At 71.2% G+C, this 14,676-nt stretch carries 14 protein-coding genes; 11 read left to right on the plus strand and 3 right to left on the minus strand.

What is annotated here, in order from left to right:
• Positions 1-7 precede the first annotated feature (7 nt).
• Positions 8-2,749: a pyruvate dehydrogenase (acetyl-transferring), homodimeric type gene (aceE, locus tag OIE69_RS27145; protein WP_326576398.1), complete on the minus strand. Its 2,742-nt coding sequence runs from the start codon at positions 2,747-2,749 to the stop codon at positions 8-10.
• A 406-nt stretch (positions 2,750-3,155) separates the two neighbouring features.
• On the opposite strand from aceE, the gene OIE69_RS27150 reads away from it, so the two are divergent.
• The 6 genes from OIE69_RS27150 to OIE69_RS27175 all read left to right on the plus strand — a co-directional run bounded on the left by OIE69_RS27150 (position 3,156) and on the right by OIE69_RS27175 (position 7,458).
• Positions 3,156-3,596: a DUF3052 domain-containing protein gene (locus tag OIE69_RS27150; protein WP_326576400.1), complete on the plus strand. Its 441-nt coding sequence runs from the start codon at positions 3,156-3,158 to the stop codon at positions 3,594-3,596.
• 137 nt (positions 3,597-3,733) lie between these two features.
• A complete protein-coding gene (locus OIE69_RS27155; protein WP_326576402.1) occupies positions 3,734-4,192 on the plus strand; it encodes a peroxiredoxin in 459 nt (152 codons plus the stop codon).
• A 73-nt stretch (positions 4,193-4,265) separates the two neighbouring features.
• Positions 4,266-4,841 (plus strand): TerD family protein, encoded by a 576-nt coding sequence (locus OIE69_RS27160; RefSeq protein ID WP_326576404.1) that lies wholly within the window; start codon positions 4,266-4,268, stop codon positions 4,839-4,841.
• Positions 4,842-4,904: 63 nt separating this feature from the next.
• Entirely contained in the window at positions 4,905-5,480 is a 576-nt protein-coding gene (locus tag OIE69_RS27165) for a TerD family protein (RefSeq protein WP_018556768.1), read from the plus strand.
• A gap of 16 nt (positions 5,481-5,496) precedes the next feature.
• Positions 5,497-6,639 carry a DUF475 domain-containing protein gene (locus tag OIE69_RS27170; protein WP_326576407.1) on the plus strand — a complete coding sequence of 381 codons (1,143 nt, stop codon included), beginning with the start codon at positions 5,497-5,499 and terminating at the stop codon, positions 6,637-6,639.
• An 87-nt stretch (positions 6,640-6,726) separates the two neighbouring features.
• Entirely contained in the window at positions 6,727-7,458 is a 732-nt protein-coding gene (locus tag OIE69_RS27175) for a TerD family protein (RefSeq protein WP_089221617.1), read from the plus strand.
• Between the two features lie 22 nt (positions 7,459-7,480).
• Here the strand turns inward: OIE69_RS27175 and OIE69_RS27180 are convergent, their stop codons facing one another.
• Complete coding sequence (locus OIE69_RS27180) at positions 7,481-8,392, minus strand: TerD family protein (RefSeq protein WP_326576410.1); 912 nt, start codon at positions 8,390-8,392, stop codon at positions 7,481-7,483.
• A gap of 228 nt (positions 8,393-8,620) precedes the next feature.
• Here OIE69_RS27180 and OIE69_RS27185 point away from each other — a divergent pair, with 228 nt between their 5' ends.
• The 3 genes from OIE69_RS27185 to OIE69_RS27195 are packed head-to-tail and all read left to right on the plus strand — an operon-like array spanning position 8,621 to position 13,061.
• A complete protein-coding gene (locus tag OIE69_RS27185; RefSeq protein ID WP_326576412.1) occupies positions 8,621-9,787 on the plus strand; it encodes an HpcH/HpaI aldolase/citrate lyase family protein in 1,167 nt (388 codons plus the stop codon).
• Positions 9,788-9,816: 29 nt separating this feature from the next.
• Positions 9,817-12,237: a phosphoribosyltransferase gene (locus OIE69_RS27190; RefSeq protein WP_326576414.1), complete on the plus strand. Its 2,421-nt coding sequence runs from the start codon at positions 9,817-9,819 to the stop codon at positions 12,235-12,237.
• On the plus strand, positions 12,234-13,061 hold the full coding sequence (locus tag OIE69_RS27195) for an HAD family hydrolase (protein ID WP_326576416.1): 828 nt from the start codon (positions 12,234-12,236) through the stop codon (positions 13,059-13,061). The genes OIE69_RS27190 and OIE69_RS27195 overlap by 4 nt, the downstream gene beginning before the upstream one ends.
• On the opposite strand, the gene OIE69_RS27200 is transcribed toward OIE69_RS27195, so the two are convergent.
• The gene (locus OIE69_RS27200; RefSeq protein ID WP_326576417.1) at positions 13,042-13,686 is read right to left on the minus strand and encodes a nucleoside/nucleotide kinase family protein; all 645 of its coding nucleotides are present in this window, start codon (positions 13,684-13,686) and stop codon (positions 13,042-13,044) included. The two genes, OIE69_RS27195 and OIE69_RS27200, sit on opposite strands and share 20 nt — an antisense overlap.
• A 22-nt stretch (positions 13,687-13,708) precedes the next feature.
• Between OIE69_RS27200 and OIE69_RS27205 the strand changes: the two genes are divergently transcribed.
• Positions 13,709-14,368, plus strand: a complete 660-nt coding sequence (locus OIE69_RS27205) for an O-methyltransferase (RefSeq protein WP_326576418.1) — start codon at positions 13,709-13,711, stop codon at positions 14,366-14,368.
• Positions 14,369-14,388: 20 nt separating this feature from the next.
• A complete protein-coding gene (locus OIE69_RS27210) occupies positions 14,389-14,613 on the plus strand; it encodes an FmdB family zinc ribbon protein (protein WP_018556777.1) in 225 nt (74 codons plus the stop codon).
• Positions 14,614-14,676: the final 63 nt, after the last annotated feature.

The raw sequence follows: 14,676 nt of genomic DNA on the forward strand, positions 1-14,676 counted from the left end.
GACGGTGCTACGCGTCGCCGCCCGCGGCGCCGGGGTCGGCGGCGGCGACGTCGAGCAGCTGGTAGCGGTCGATCGCCTGCTTCAGCACGGAGCGGTCGATCTTCCCCTCCTTGGCGAGCTCGGTGAGCACGCCGAGGACCACCGACTGGGCGTCGATGTGGAAGAACCGGCGCGCCGCGCCACGGGTGTCGGCGAAGCCGAAGCCGTCGGCACCGAGCGACTGCCAGGTGCCCGGCACCCAGCGGGAGATCTGGTCCGGGACGGCCCGCATCCAGTCCGAGACGGCCACGAACGGGCCCTCGGCGCCGTTGAGCTTCTGCGTCACGTACGGGACGCGCTGCTCCTCCTCCGGGTGGAGCAGGTTGTGCGCCTCCGCCTCCACGGCGTCGCGCCGCAGCTCGTTCCAGGAGGTCGCGGACCACACGTCGGCCCGGACGTTCCACTCCTCGGCGAGGATCCGCTGGGCCTCCAGGGCCCACGGCACGGCCACGCCGGACGCCAGGATCTGCGCCGGGATCGCGCCCGCCTCGGCCGTCCGGTACCGGTACAGGCCCTTGAGGATGCCCTCGACGTCCACGCCCTGCGGCTCGGCCGGCTGGACGATCGGCTCGTTGTAGACGGTGAGGTAGTAGAAGACGTCCTCGTTCGCCTCGGGGGTCCCGCCGTACATGCGGCGCAGGCCGTCCTTGACGATGTGCGCGATCTCGAAGCCGAACGCGGGGTCGTACGCGACGACGGCCGGGTTGGTCGAGGCCAGCAGGTGCGAGTGGCCGTCGGCGTGCTGCAGGCCCTCACCGGTGAGGGTGGTGCGGCCCGCCGTGGCGCCCAGCACGAAGCCGCGCGCCAGCTGGTCGGCCATCTGCCAGAACTGGTCGCCGGTCCGCTGGAAGCCGAACATCGAGTAGAAGACGTAGACCGGGATCAGCGGCTCGCCGTGGGTCGCGTAGGACGACCCGGCGGCGATCAGCGAGGCGGTGCAGCCCGCCTCGGAGATGCCGTCGTGCAGCATCTGTCCGGTCGGGGACTCCTTGTACGCCAGCAGCAGCTCGCGGTCGACGGACTCGTACGTCTGGCCCAGCGGGTTGTAGATCTTGGCCGACGGGAAGAGCGAGTCCATGCCGAAGGTGCGGTACTCGTCCGGCGCGATCGGCACGAAGCGCTTGCCGATCTCCTTGTCCCGCATGAGGTCCTTCAGCAGCCGGACGAAGGCCATCGTGGTGGCGATCGTCTGGTTGCCGGAGCCCTTGCGGGTGCCCGCGTAGGCCTTGTCGTCCGGCAGCGCCAGCGGCTTCGCGCGCACGACGCGGGTCGGGACGTAGCCGCCCAGGCCCTTGCGCCGGTCGTGCATGTACTGGATCTCCTCCGAGTTCCGGCCCGGGTGGTAGTACGGCGGGGCGCCGGACTCCAGCTCCTTGTCGGAGATCGGCAGGTGCAGCCGGTCGCGGAAGCGCTTGAGGTCGTCGACCGTCAGCTTCTTCATCTGGTGGGTCGCGTTGCGGCCCTCGAAGTTCGGGCCGAGCGTCCAGCCCTTGACGGTCTGGGCCAGGATCACGGTCGGCTGGCCCTTGTGCTCACGGGCCGCCTTGTACGCCGCGTAGATCTTGCGGTGGTCGTGGCCGCCGCGGCCCAGGTGCAGGATCTGGTCGTCGGTGAGGCCCTCGACCATCTTCCGCAGCCGGTGGTCCTCACCGAAGAAGTGGCCGCGGATGTACTCGCCGGTCTCGGTGGCGTAGGTCTGGAACTGGCCGTCGGGCGTGGTGTTGAGCTTGTTCACCAGCACGCCGTCGCGGTCCTGCGCGAGCAGCGGGTCCCAGGTGCGGTCCCAGATCAGCTTGATGACGTTCCAGCCGGCGCCGCGGAACTGCGACTCCAGCTCCTGGATGATCTTGCCGTTGCCGCGCACCGGGCCGTCGAGCCGCTGCAGGTTGCAGTTGACGACGAAGGTGAGGTTGTCCAGGCCCTCGCGGGCGGCCAGGGACAGCTGGCCGAGCGACTCGGGCTCGTCCATCTCGCCGTCGCCGAGGAACGCCCACACGTGCGACTGCTCGGTGTCGGCGATGCCGCGCGCCTGCAGGTAGCGGTTCATCCGGGCCTGGTAGATCGCGCCCAGCGGGCCGAGGCCCATGGAGACGGTCGGGAACTCCCAGAAGTCGGGCATGAGCCGCGGGTGCGGGTAGCTCGACAGGCCGTACGGCGCCTTGGACTTCTCCTGGCGGAACGCGTCGAGCTGGGTCTCGGAGAGCCGGTCCAGCAGGAAGGCGCGGGCGTACACGCCGGGGGAGGCGTGGCCCTGGAAGAAGATCTGGTCCCCTCCCTTGCCGTCGTCCTTGCCCCGGAAGAAGTGGTTGAAGCCCACGTCGTACAGGGAGGCAGAGGAAGCGAAGGTGGCGATGTGCCCGCCGACGCCGATACCCGGCCGCTGCGCCCGGGACACCATGACCGCCGCGTTCCAGCGGGTCGCGTTGAGGATGCGCCGCTCGATGTCCTCGTTGCCGGGGAAGAACGGCTCGTCCTTGGTGGCGATGGTGTTGACGTAATCCGTGCTGCGCATCTCGGGCACGGCAACCCGCCGCTCGCGGGCTCGCTCGATCAGGCGGAGCATGAGGTAGCGGGCGCGCTCGCGTCCGCGCTCGTCGACGGCGGCGTCAAGCGAGTCGAGCCATTCCGCCGTCTCCTCGGGATCGAAATCCGGGACCTGGCTGGGAAGGCCGCCAATGATGATCGGGTTGCGATCTGATCCGGAAGCCACGCTATTCCTTCGCTTCTAGGGTCTTGCTCTGCTGGGTCGCGCCGCCTCCATCGTGTACCGCGCGTTCGGGATACGTCATCTCTACTGAGTGGTAACCACCACTAAGTGAGACAGACCCCTCTTCCAGACCCTCTTGAGGCTCTCGCATGGCTGTCCGGTGGCCGTTCGACCAAACCGCAACTCTACGCCCACTCGGACGTACGACCGACCGCAACCCCGATTCGGGAGAAATCCTGGCATAGTGGAGTGAGCCACGTCACCCCTCACGGTTCGGGTTGCGGTGACACGTCAACGTTTGGGCGGGATGGGCGGCTGGGTACTTGCGCGAACCGCCGCGCCCGTGTGGACTACCGCCCATAACCCCGCACAGGAGCGGGAAGACAACCCCCATGACAGGAGGCAGAGCGTGAGCGCGACCGCGGGCCACGCGGAGGAGCAGACCAACCCGGCTGGCCGGCTTGGTTTTGAGCCCGGACAGGTGGTCCAGGAGCTCGGCTACGACGACGACGTCGATCACGAGCTCCGTGAGGGTATTGAGGGGATCACGGGCGAAGAACTCGCGGACGAGGAGTACGACGACGTCGCCGACGGCGTCATCCTCTGGTTCCGTGATGATGACGGCGATCTGACCGACGCCCTGGTCGACGCCACGTCCGCCATCGACGAGGGCGCCCAGATCTGGCTCATGACCCCGAAGACCGGCCGTGACGGGCACGTCGAGCCGAGTGACATCGGAGAGGCCGCGCAGACCGCCGGCCTGGCTCAGACCAGCAGTGTCAACGTCTCCAAGGACTGGACCGCCAGTCGTCTGGTGACTCCCAAGACGGCGAAGGCCGGCAAGCGCTGAACCCTGCCGACCGGCACCGCGCCCCCGTGACCGAGCGTCGCGGGGGCGCCTTGCATTGCGGGCCCGTGGCGGTGCGAGACTGACGGCGGGTCCCGGCCGCGGGTCCCGTCACCGTCCACCGGAGAGGTGTGTCCACCATGGCGCTCGCCGTAGGCGACCAGGCCCCAGACTTCGCGCTGCGGGACCAGCACGGCCGGACCGTGCGGCTGTCCGACTTCAAGGGCGCCAAGAACGTCGTGCTGCTCTTCTTCCCCTTCGCCTTCACCGGGGTCTGCACGGGCGAGCTGTGCGCGCTCCGCGACGAGCTGCCCGCCTTCCAGAACGACGAGGTCCAGCTGCTCGCGGTCTCCAACGACTCGATGCACACCCAGCGCGTCTTCTCCGACCAGGAGGGCCTGGAGTACCCGCTGCTGTCCGACTTCTGGCCGCACGGCGAGGTCTCCCGGGCCTACGGCGTCTTCGCCGAGGACAAGGGCTGCGCGGTGCGCGGCACCTTCGTCATCGACAAGGAGGGCGTGGTCCGCTGGACCGTCGTCAACGGCCTGCCGGACGCCCGTGACCTGAACGACTATGTCAAGGCGCTCGAAGCCCTGTAGTCCTGGGGAACCGGGTACTAACCTCAGGGCGTTGATCCTGATACGAGCAGCACGCGATGACATGGGAGGACCCGTGGGAGTCAGCCTCAGCAAGGGTGGCAACGTATCGCTGACGAAGGAGGCCCCCAACCTCACGGCCGTCATCGTCGGCCTCGGATGGGACGCCCGCACCACCACGGGCTCGGACTTCGACCTCGACGCCAGCGCCCTGCTCACGGGCACCGAGGGCAAGGTCCTCTCCGACGAGCACTTCGTCTTCTTCAACAACCTCAGGAGCCCCGACGGCTCCGTGGAGCACACCGGTGACAACATCACCGGTGAGGGCGAGGGGGACGACGAGCAGATCAAGGTGAACCTGGCCGGCGTGCCGGCCGAGGTCGCCAAGATCGTCTTCCCGGTGTCGATCTACGACGCCGAGACCCGTCAGCAGTCCTTCGGCCAGGTGCGCAACGCGTTCATCCGCGTCGTCAACCAGGCCGACGACAGGGAACTGGCCCGCTACGACCTCACCGAGGACGCCTCGACCGAGACGGCGATGGTCTTCGGAGAGCTGTACCGGCACGGTGCGGAATGGAAGTTCCGGGCCATCGGCCAGGGTTACGCGTCCGGCCTGCGCGGCATCGCGCAGGACTTCGGCGTCAACGTCTGATTCGCCGGGGTCGCGCGGTCCGCGTCCGGCGGGCCGCGAGCCCCCGCGGGGGAGGAGAACAGCATGGGCGTGACGCTCGCCAAGGGGGGCAATGTCTCCCTCACCAAGGCCGCACCCAACCTGACCAGCGTGCTGATCGGGCTCGGCTGGGACGCGCGCTCCACCACCGGGGCGCCCTTCGACCTGGACGCCAGCGCCCTGCTGTGCGCCTCGGGCCGGGTGCTCGGCGACGAGTACTTCGTCTTCTACAACAACCTCAAGAGCCCGGAGGGCTCGGTCGAGCACACCGGCGACAACCTGACCGGTGACGGCGACGGCGACGACGAGGTCCTGCTGGTGGACCTGTCGGCCGTACCCGAGCGGGTCGACAAGATCGTCTTCCCGGTCTCCATCTACGAAGCCGACGCCCGCGGCCAGACCTTCGGTCAGGTCAGCAATGCCTTCATCCGGGTGGTCAACCAGACCGACCAGAGCGAACTGGCCCGGTACGACCTCTCCGAGGACGCCTCGAGCGAAACGGCGATGATCTTCGGCGAGCTGTACCGGTACGGCGGCGAATGGAAGTTCCGAGCCGTTGGCCAGGGGTATGCATCAGGCCTCCGGGGCATCGCCCTAGACTTTGGGGTCAACGTTTCGTAAAGGGATTGGATATCCAGTGCTCCTCCGAACTTTCGGCTGGTCGTTCGGTGTCACCGCCGCCGGCCTCGCCCTCGCCGGTTATCTGTGGGGTGCGGAGGGGCTTGCCCTCGTCGCCATCCTGTCGGTGCTGGAGATCTCGCTCTCCTTCGACAACGCGGTGATCAACGCCGGCATCCTGCGGAAGATGAATGCCTTCTGGCAGAAGATCTTCCTCACCATCGGCATTCTGATCGCCGTCTTCGGCATGCGCCTCGTCTTCCCGATCATCATCGTGTCGATCACGGCGAAGCTGGGACCCATCGAGGCCATCGACCTGGCGATCAACAACAAGGAGCAGTACGAGCACCTCGTCACCTCCGCGCACCCGGCGATCGCCGCGTTCGGCGGGATGTTCCTGTTGATGATCTTCCTCGACTTCATCTTCGAGGAGCGTGAGCACAAGTGGCTCGCCTGGCTGGAGAAGCCCCTCTCCAAGCTCGGCAAGCTCGACACGCTCTCCGTGGTCGTCGCCCTGGTCGCACTGCTGATCACCGCCACCACCCTCGCCACCGCCGTCCCGCACGGCGGCGGTGACAAGTCCTCCACGGTGCTGCTCTCCGGCATCGGCGGCCTCATCACCTACCTCGTCGTCGGCGGCATCTCGAGCTACTTCGAGGACAAGCTGGAGGACGAGGCCGAGGAGGCCGACGAGGAGCTCGAGGAGTTGAGCTCGGGCGGCAAGCCGGCCGGCAGCGGCGCCTCGGCCGTGGGCCTGGCGGGCAAGGCGGCGTTCTTCCTCTTCCTCTACCTCGAGGTCATCGACGCGTCGTTCTCCTTCGACGGCGTCATCGGCGCGTTCGCGATCTCCAACGACATCTTCATCATCGCCCTCGGCCTCGGCATCGGTGCGATGTACATCCGGTCGCTCACCGTCTTCCTGGTCCGCAAGGGCACCCTGGACGACTACGTCTACCTGGAGCACGGCGCGCACTACGCGATCGGCGCGCTGGCGGTCATCCTCCTGGTCACCATCCGGTTCGAGATCAACGAGGTCATCACCGGCCTCATCGGCGTCGTCCTGATCGGCGCCTCCTACTGGTCGTCGGTGGTGCGAAACCGCCGTCTCGGGGAAAGCTCCGAGCAGCGGGACGACAAAGCGGAGGTGACGAGCGGGGTCTGACCCCCGTCTCGTCACGGCAAACGGCTCACGCCGCCCCTCGCCGACCCGGCGGGGGGCGGCCTGCGTCCTGGGGAGGGACGGACGGACATGTGGAACTTCCTGCGGCCGAGCGGCGGCATCAACACGCAGTTCGACATGGCGAACGCGCACACCATCGAACTCACCCGGCGGCACCAGGTCGTCTCGCTGTCCAAGCAGGGCGCGGCCGTCGGCAACCTGCGCATCAACCTGTCCTGGCAGATGCGCACCTCCGACACCGGCGGCTGGAACCAGCGCAGCGGCTCCTGGCTGAGCCGCCAGATGCACCTGTTCAAACCGGAGCCCGTGCAGGCCGCCGGCCCCGCGATGGTCAACGTCGACCTCGACCTGGCGTGCATGTACGAGCTGACCGACGGCACCAAGGGCGTCGTGCAGCCGCTCGGCAACTTCCTCGGCGACCTCGACGCCCCGCCGTACATCCAGATGACCGGCGACGACCGCTTCGGCGGCTCGTCCGGCGAGACGCTCTACATCAACCTCGACAAGCACGAAGAGTTCAAGCGCATGCTCGTCTTCGTGTACATCTACGACGGCACGCCGGCCTTCGACCGCACCCACGCCAAGGTGGAGATCTTCCCCAGCTCGGGCCCGCGGATCGAGATCCTGCTCGACGAGCGCGAGCCGCAGGCCCGCTCCTGCGCGGTGGTGCTCATCGAGAACAAGAAGGGCGACCTGACCGTGCGCCGCGAGGTGAAGTACGTCTACGGCTTCCAGGCCGAACTCGACCGGCTCTACGGCTGGGGCCTGCAGTGGGGCCGCGGCTACAAGACCAAGGTCTGACCGCGCGGCCCCGTGCCACGGCCTAGCGGCGTTCCTGGAACTGCGGGCCCATCGGCGGCAGCCGGAACCCCTGCACCGGCTGCGGGTAGCCGTACGCGGGAGCAGGGGCCGCAGCGGTCGCGGCGGGCTGCTGCGGCGGGTAGCCGTAGCCGGGGGCGGCCACGGTGGGCTGCGGTTCCTGCGGGTAGCCGTACGCCGGGGCGGCCACCGTCGGCTGCGGTTCCTGCGGGTAGCCGTAGGCGGGCGGCGCGGTGGGCTGCGGGGGCACCGGCGCCGGGGCCTGCAGGGTGTACGCGTCCGGCTCGCCGGTCACCGCGACGGTCGGCGGCACGGGCTGCGGCACCGAGGCCTCGCCCTCCGGCCGCGGCGGCGGCGCCTCGTCGAGGTCGCCCTCCTCCACGGTGATGCCGAACTCGGTGGCCAGCGCCTCCAGCCCCGAGGCGTAGCCCTGCCCCAGCGCACGGAACTTCCAGCCGCCCGCCCTGCGGTACAGCTCGCCGCAGATCAGCGCCGACTCGTCGCCGGTGTCCGGGACGACGTCGAAGAGCGCCAGCGGCTCGGCGTCGGCGCCCGCGGCCGTGTCGTAGAGCAGCACCGTCAGGTCGGAGACCAGGGCGAAGGGGCCGCCGTCCGAGGAGGCCGCGACGACCACCCGCTCCACGCCCGCCTCGAGTGCGGTCAGGTCCACCTCGACCGCGTCCGTCAGCCCGGCCGGCTCGCTGCGCTTGGGCAGGTGCCGGGCGGCGCCCCCGGGGTGCCGGGGCTGGTTGTAGAAGATGAAGTCCTCGTCCGAGCGCACCCGGCCGTCCGCGCCCAGCAGCAGCGCCGAGGCGTCCACGTCCGGCACACCCGCCCCCGGGCTCCAGCGGAGCACCGCCCGCACCGCCGAGGCCGTCACCGGGATGTTGGAGCCCTTCACCATCGCCTGCGTCATGCGCGTAATCCTGCCCTCCCGGGGGCCGCGTCCACAACGCGGGGCGTGTGACGGGTGTGCCGGAGGGGAGGGATGCGGACAGGCCGACATGTACCGGACCCGAGGGGGTTACCTGATTTTCACGTACGCCGGGAACGTCCGCAGGGGGCTCGCACGTACGATAATCGGCCACACGGCGTCGGGGGACGCTTCCCACCTCTCCAACCACCACCTGCCACGGGGGAACGCATGCGCCACTTCGGGCACCTCGCACCGGACGTACGGAACGAGCTCTTCCACCGGGAGCCCGCGGAGTTCACCGCGGCCTCACCGGCCGGCACGCTGGCCGTCGCCCTCGGCGCCACCCTCTACTGCCCGGCCACCCGCTCGCGGCTCGCCGACGACGTGCTCAAGCAGGCCGCGCGCGGGGTCGTCTCGATGGTGCTGTGCCTGGAGGACTCCATCGACGACCGCGAGGTCGAGACCGCGGAGGAGAACCTGGTCCGCCAGTTCGGCGAACTGTCACACCGGATCCCCGACGGCGACCCCCCGCTGCTCTTCATCCGCGTCCGCACCCCCGGCCAGATCACCGACCTCGTGCGCCGGCTCGGCGACGACGTGTCCCTGCTCTCCGGGTTCGTGCTCCCCAAGTTCACCGAGGAGTCCGGGGTCCCCTTCCTGGAGGCACTCGCCGCCGCCGAGGCGGACTGCGGGCGGCGGCTGTTCGCCATGCCCGTCCTGGAGTCCCCGCAGCTGCTCCACCTCGAGACCCGCACCGAGACGCTGTACGGCATCTCCCGCACCGTCGACAAGTACCGCGACCGCGTCCTCGCGCTGCGGCTCGGCGTCACCGACTTCTGCTCCGCCTACGGGCTGCGCCGCTCGCCCGACATGACCGCCTACGACGTCCGCATCGTCGCCTCGATCATCGCCGACGTGGTCAACGTCCTCGGGCGCGCCGACGGCACCGGCTTCACCATCACCGGACCGGTCTGGGAGTACTTCAAGCACTCCGAGCGCATGTTCAAGCCACTGCTGCGGCAGAGCCCCTTCGTCCCCGCGGCCGTCGACCTGCGCGAGGCCCTGATCCAGCGGGACATGGACGGGCTGCTGCGCGAGATCGAACTGGACCGGACGAACGGCCTGCAGGGCAAGACCTGCATCCACCCCTCGCACGTCCAGCCCGTGCACGCGCTCAGCGTCGTCTCCCACGAGGAGTGGAGCGACGCGGCCGACATACTCCACGAGGACCGCAGCGGCGGGGGCGTGCTGCGCTCGGCCTACACCAACAAGATGAACGAGGTGAAGCCGCACCGCGCCTGGGCCGAGCGCACCGTGCGGCGCGCCGAGGTCTTCGGCGTGGCGCGGGAGGAGATCGGCTTCGTCGAGCTGCTCTCCGCGTGCGTGCCGTCGTGACCGGCTACGAGAGGGAGAGTGCCGAAGGCATGGCAGTGGAGCGCGTCTGGTCCGGGCAGTGGGTCGCCGACCGGCTCGGTGTCACCCTGCGGGGAGACGGCCTGAGCGGTCTGCTCGGCCTCGCCCTGCGCCGCAACCCCAAGCGGGCGCACCTGCTGGTCTCCAATGTGCTGGGCAAGCACGTGCCGCAGCGCCCGCAGGTCGTCTACGACGCCGGGTACGGGCTCGGCGTGCGCGTGCGGGAGCTGCTGGGCGAGGAGGAGGCGGCCCGGGCCGTGGTGCTCGGCTACGCCGAGACCGCGACCGGCCTCGGGCACGCCGTGGCCGACGGCGTCGGCATCGCCCCGTACCTGCACTCCACGCGGCGCCCCGTGCCCGGGGTGGAGGCGGTCGGCGGCTTCGAGGAGGAGCACAGCCACGCGACCTCGCACCTGCTGCTGCCCGAGGACGCCGGCCTGCTGGCCGGGGACGGGCCGCTGGTGCTGGTGGACGACGAGTTCTCGACCGGCCGGACGGTGCTCAACACGGTGCGGGCGCTGCACGCCCGCCACCCGCGACGCCGGTACGTCGTGGTCGCCCTGGTCGACATGCGCTCGGAGGCCGACCGCGCACAGCTCGCCCGGTTCACGGCGGACCTCGGCGCGGGCGTCGACGTCGTCGCCCTGGCCTCGGGCACCGTCGGCCTGCCGGACGGGGTGCTGGAGCGGGGCCAGGCGCTGGTCGCCGCGCACGGCGCCGCCGCACCCGCGCACCCGGCCGCTGCCGCGGCGCCGCACCGGGTGCACCTGGACTGGCCCGCCGGGCTGCCCGACGGCGGCCGGCACGGCTTCACGCCCGCGCACCGCGCGCGGCTGGAGGCGGCGCTGCCCGCGATGGCGGCACGTCTGGCGGAGGGCCTGGGCGCCGTCGGTGCCGGCCCGGCGCCCCGCGTCCTCGTCCTCGGCAACGAGGAGCTGATGTACGCCCCGCTGCGGCTGGCGCAGTCCCTCCAGGACGCCCTGCCCGCCGTGGAGGTGCGCTTCTCCACGACGACCCGTTCGCCGGTCCTGGCCGTGGACGACCCGGGGTACGCGATACGTACCCGGATCACCTTCCCCGACCACGACGACCCGGCCGACGGGCCCGGCGAGCGCCACGCGTACAACGTGGCGGGCGCGGGCTTCGACGCCGTCGTCGCCGTCGTGGACAGCGCGGGCGACACGCCTGCCCTGCACGCTCCCGGAGGGCTGCTCGCGCAGCTCGCCGGCCACACCGAAAGGCTCCTGCTGGCCGTGGTGCCCTCGTACGAACCCCGCCCGCCCGCCCCGACGCTCCCGGAGCCGCTGCGCGGGCCCGCGTTCTCCTCGTACGCGCCCGACGAGGTCGGCTGGCTGCTGAAGGACCTCTCCGACGTCGAGCTGGAGGCGCCCACCGAGGAGCGCGAGGAGGCCATCCAGAGCGGCGGGGCGCACTACGCGGAGTCGCTGCCCGTGGAGTACCAGCCCAGCGCGGAGTACCAGGAGCTGTTCCGGAACGCGCTGGCGGACTCCGCCGGCCGGATCGCCCGCGCCGTCGGCGCCGTGACCGAGCTGGTGCTCGCCGAACGCGGCCCGGAGGCCGTCCTGGTGTCGCTGGCCCGCGCGGGCACCCCGGTCGGTGTGCTGATGCGCCGCTGGGCCCGGCACGCGCACGGCCTGGACCTGCCGCACTACGCCGTGTCCATCGTCCGCGGCCGGGGCATCGACACCACCGCCCTGCGCTGGCTGGCCGAACACCACGACCCCGCACGGGCGGTGTTCGTGGACGGCTGGACGGGCAAGGGCGCCATCACCCGCGAACTGGCCGACGCCGTGGCCCCGTTCGGGGGCTTCGATCCGGAGATCGCGGTGCTGGCCGACCCCGGGTCGTGCGTCCGCACCTTCGGCACGCGCGACGACTTCCTCATCCCGTCCGCATGCCTGAACTCCACCGTCTCCGGCCTGGTCTCGCGCACCGTGCTGCGCGCCGACCTCATCGGCCCCGACGAGTTCCACGGCGCCAAGTTCTACCGCGAGCTGGCCGGCGCCGACGTCTCCGGCCTCTTCCTGGACGAGGTCTCGGCCCGCTTCGGCGCCGTGGCCGACGAGGTCGCCCAGGACGTCAAGGAACTCCAGGCCGGTGACCGCACGCCCACCTGGGAGGGCTGGGCCGCGGTCGAGCGGATCAGCGAGGAGTACGGGATCGGGGACGTCAACCTGGTCAAGCCGGGCGTCGGCGAGACCACCCGGGTCCTGCTGCGCCGCGTGCCGTGGCGGGTGCTCGCCCGGCGCGGCGTGGGAGGCGACCTGGCGCACATCCGGCTGCTCGCCGAGCAGCGCGGCGTCCCGGTGGAGGAGGTGGACGACCTGCCGTACTCGTGCGTCGGGCTGATCCACCCGCGCTTCACCCGGGGCGCGACCGGCACGGACGGCAAGGCGGTGGAGGCCAAGTGAAGCAGCGCCCGGAGATCGTGAAGTCACTCGTCGCCAGCGACCTGGACCGCACCCTCATCTACTCGCCGTCGGCCCTGGCCCTGTCCATGGCCGACGAGGAGGCGCCGCGGCTGCTGTGCGTCGAGGTGCACGAGGGACGGCCGCTGTCCTTCATGACCGAGACCGCCGCGGCGCTGATCCAGAGGCTCGCGGCCGCCGCCGAGTTCGTCCCCGCCACGACCCGCACCCGCAAGCAGTACCGGCGCATCAACCTGCCGGGCCCGGTCCCGCGGTACGCGATCTGCGCCAACGGCGGGCACATCCTGGTCAAGGGCCACACCGACCACGAGTGGAACGCCGAGATGCGCCGCCGCCTCGCCGAGGGCTGCGCGCCGCTGGACGAGGTCCGCGCGTACATGGCGCGCACCGCCGACGAGTCCTGGCTGCGCAAGGAGCGCGTCGCCGAGGACCTGTTCGTCTACCTGGTCGTGGAGCGGTCGCTGCTGCCCGAGCTCTGGGTGAAGGACCTCGCCGAATGGGCGGACGAGCGCGGCTGGACGGTGTCGCTGCAGGGCCGCAAGGTCTACGCCGTGCCCAAGCCGCTCACCAAGTCCGCGGCCCTGGCCGAGGTCGTCCGCCGCACCGGCGCCGACCACGTGCTCGCCGCCGGCGACTCCCTCCTGGACGCGGAGCTGCTGCTCGCCGCCCACACCGCCTGGCGCCCCGGCCACGGCGAACTCGCCGACACCGGCTGGGGCGCGCCGCACGTCGACGCCCTGACCCTGCCGGGCGTCGCGGCGGGGGAGGAGATCCTGCGCCGGATGCTCAGCGTGGCGCGCCGCTGACCCCGTCCGGCCGCACCACCCGCGTGCACGCGCTGCGCGTCGTCTCGACGCGCAGCGCGTTCGGCCGTTCGCTGGCATCGATGAAGGCCCGGGCCTCCGCCTCCGTGCGACCGCCCGTCACATGCCGTGCCAGCAGCCGCTCCTCGCGGACCGCGGGATCGGCCTCGACGAACCACAGCTCGTCCAGCAGGTCCCTGACCTCGTGCCAGCCGGCGGCGTCGTCGGCCAGGTAGTTCCCCTCCGTCACCACCAGCCGGGCCTGCGGCGGCACGGCGATCCCCGCCGCGACCGGCTCGTCCAGGTCCCGGTCGAAGTCCGGCGCGTAGACGGTGCCGGCCTGCCGGGAGCGCAGCCGCCGCAGCAGATGGACGTAGCCGTCCACGTCGAAGGTCTCCGGCGCGCCCTTGCGGCCGCGCAGCCCGAGCCGGTCCAACTGGGCGTTGGAGAGGTGGAAGCCGTCCATCGGCACGTACGCCGCCGTGCCCGCGCCGAGGCGCGCGTCGACCCCCTCCACCATCGCCCGGGCCAGGGTCGACTTGCCCGCCGCGGGCGCGCCCGCCAACCCCAGCAGCACCCGCCTGCCTGGCATGCTGGGCACCAGGGCGAGGACGTCATCCACGTACATGCCGCCACCTTAAGGAGCAGCCGTGCCCGAGACCAAGAACCCGCAGCTCACGCCCGAACTGTATGCGTATGTCCTCGACCACAACCCGCCCCTGGACCCGGTCCGGGAGGAGCTGGTGGAGATCACGCGCGCCCGCTTCGGCGCCGCGGCGGCCATGCAGTCGGCACGCGAGCAGGGCCCGCTGCTGGCCTTCCTGGTCCGGCTGACCGGGGCGCGGCAGGTCGTCGAGGTCGGCACCTTCACCGGATTCTCCGCGCTGTCCATGGCGCAGGCGCTGCCCGCGGACGGACGGCTCATCGCCTGCGACATCTCCGAGGAGTGGACCGCGGTCGCCCGTGAGGCCTGGGCCAAGGCCGGCGTCGCCGACCGCGTGGACCTGCGGATCGCGCCCGCGCTGGACACGCTGCGGGCGCTGCCGCGCGATCCGTGGATCGACCTCGTCTACCTCGACGCCGACAAGGGCGGCTACGTCGACTACTGGGAGGAGCTGGTGCCGCGGATGCGGCCCGGCGGGATCATTGCCGCCGACAACACGCTCTTCCACGGGCGGGTCGTGGACCCGCGCGCCACGGGTGACACGGCGGGGATCCGGGCGTTCAACGACCGTGTCGCGTCCGACGGGCGCGTCGAGGCGCTGCTGCTGACCGTGGCGGACGGGCTGACCCTGGCGCGCAGGCTGTGAGTCGTGGTTAATCTGTGCCCATGCCCCGTTACGAGTACCGCTGCCGCTCCTGCGGCACCACGTTCGAGCTGAGCCGGCCGATGGCCGAGTCCTCCGCGCCGGCGGAGTGCCCCGCCGGGCACGACGACACCGTCAAGCTCCTGTCGACGGTCGCGGTCGGCGGCACCGCCGCCGCCTCCGGGGCGGCGGCACCTCGCCCGGCCGCGGGCGGCGGAGGCTGCTGCGGCGGCGGCTGCTGCGGCTGACGGGCCGCGGCGGCACCGGACGACCGTTCGCGGGACGCCGCCGCCGGGCGGGAACTCACCCCG

Source organism: Actinacidiphila glaucinigra (assembly GCF_035918135.1).
Lineage (GTDB): Bacteria > Actinomycetota > Actinomycetes > Streptomycetales > Streptomycetaceae > Actinacidiphila > Actinacidiphila glaucinigra.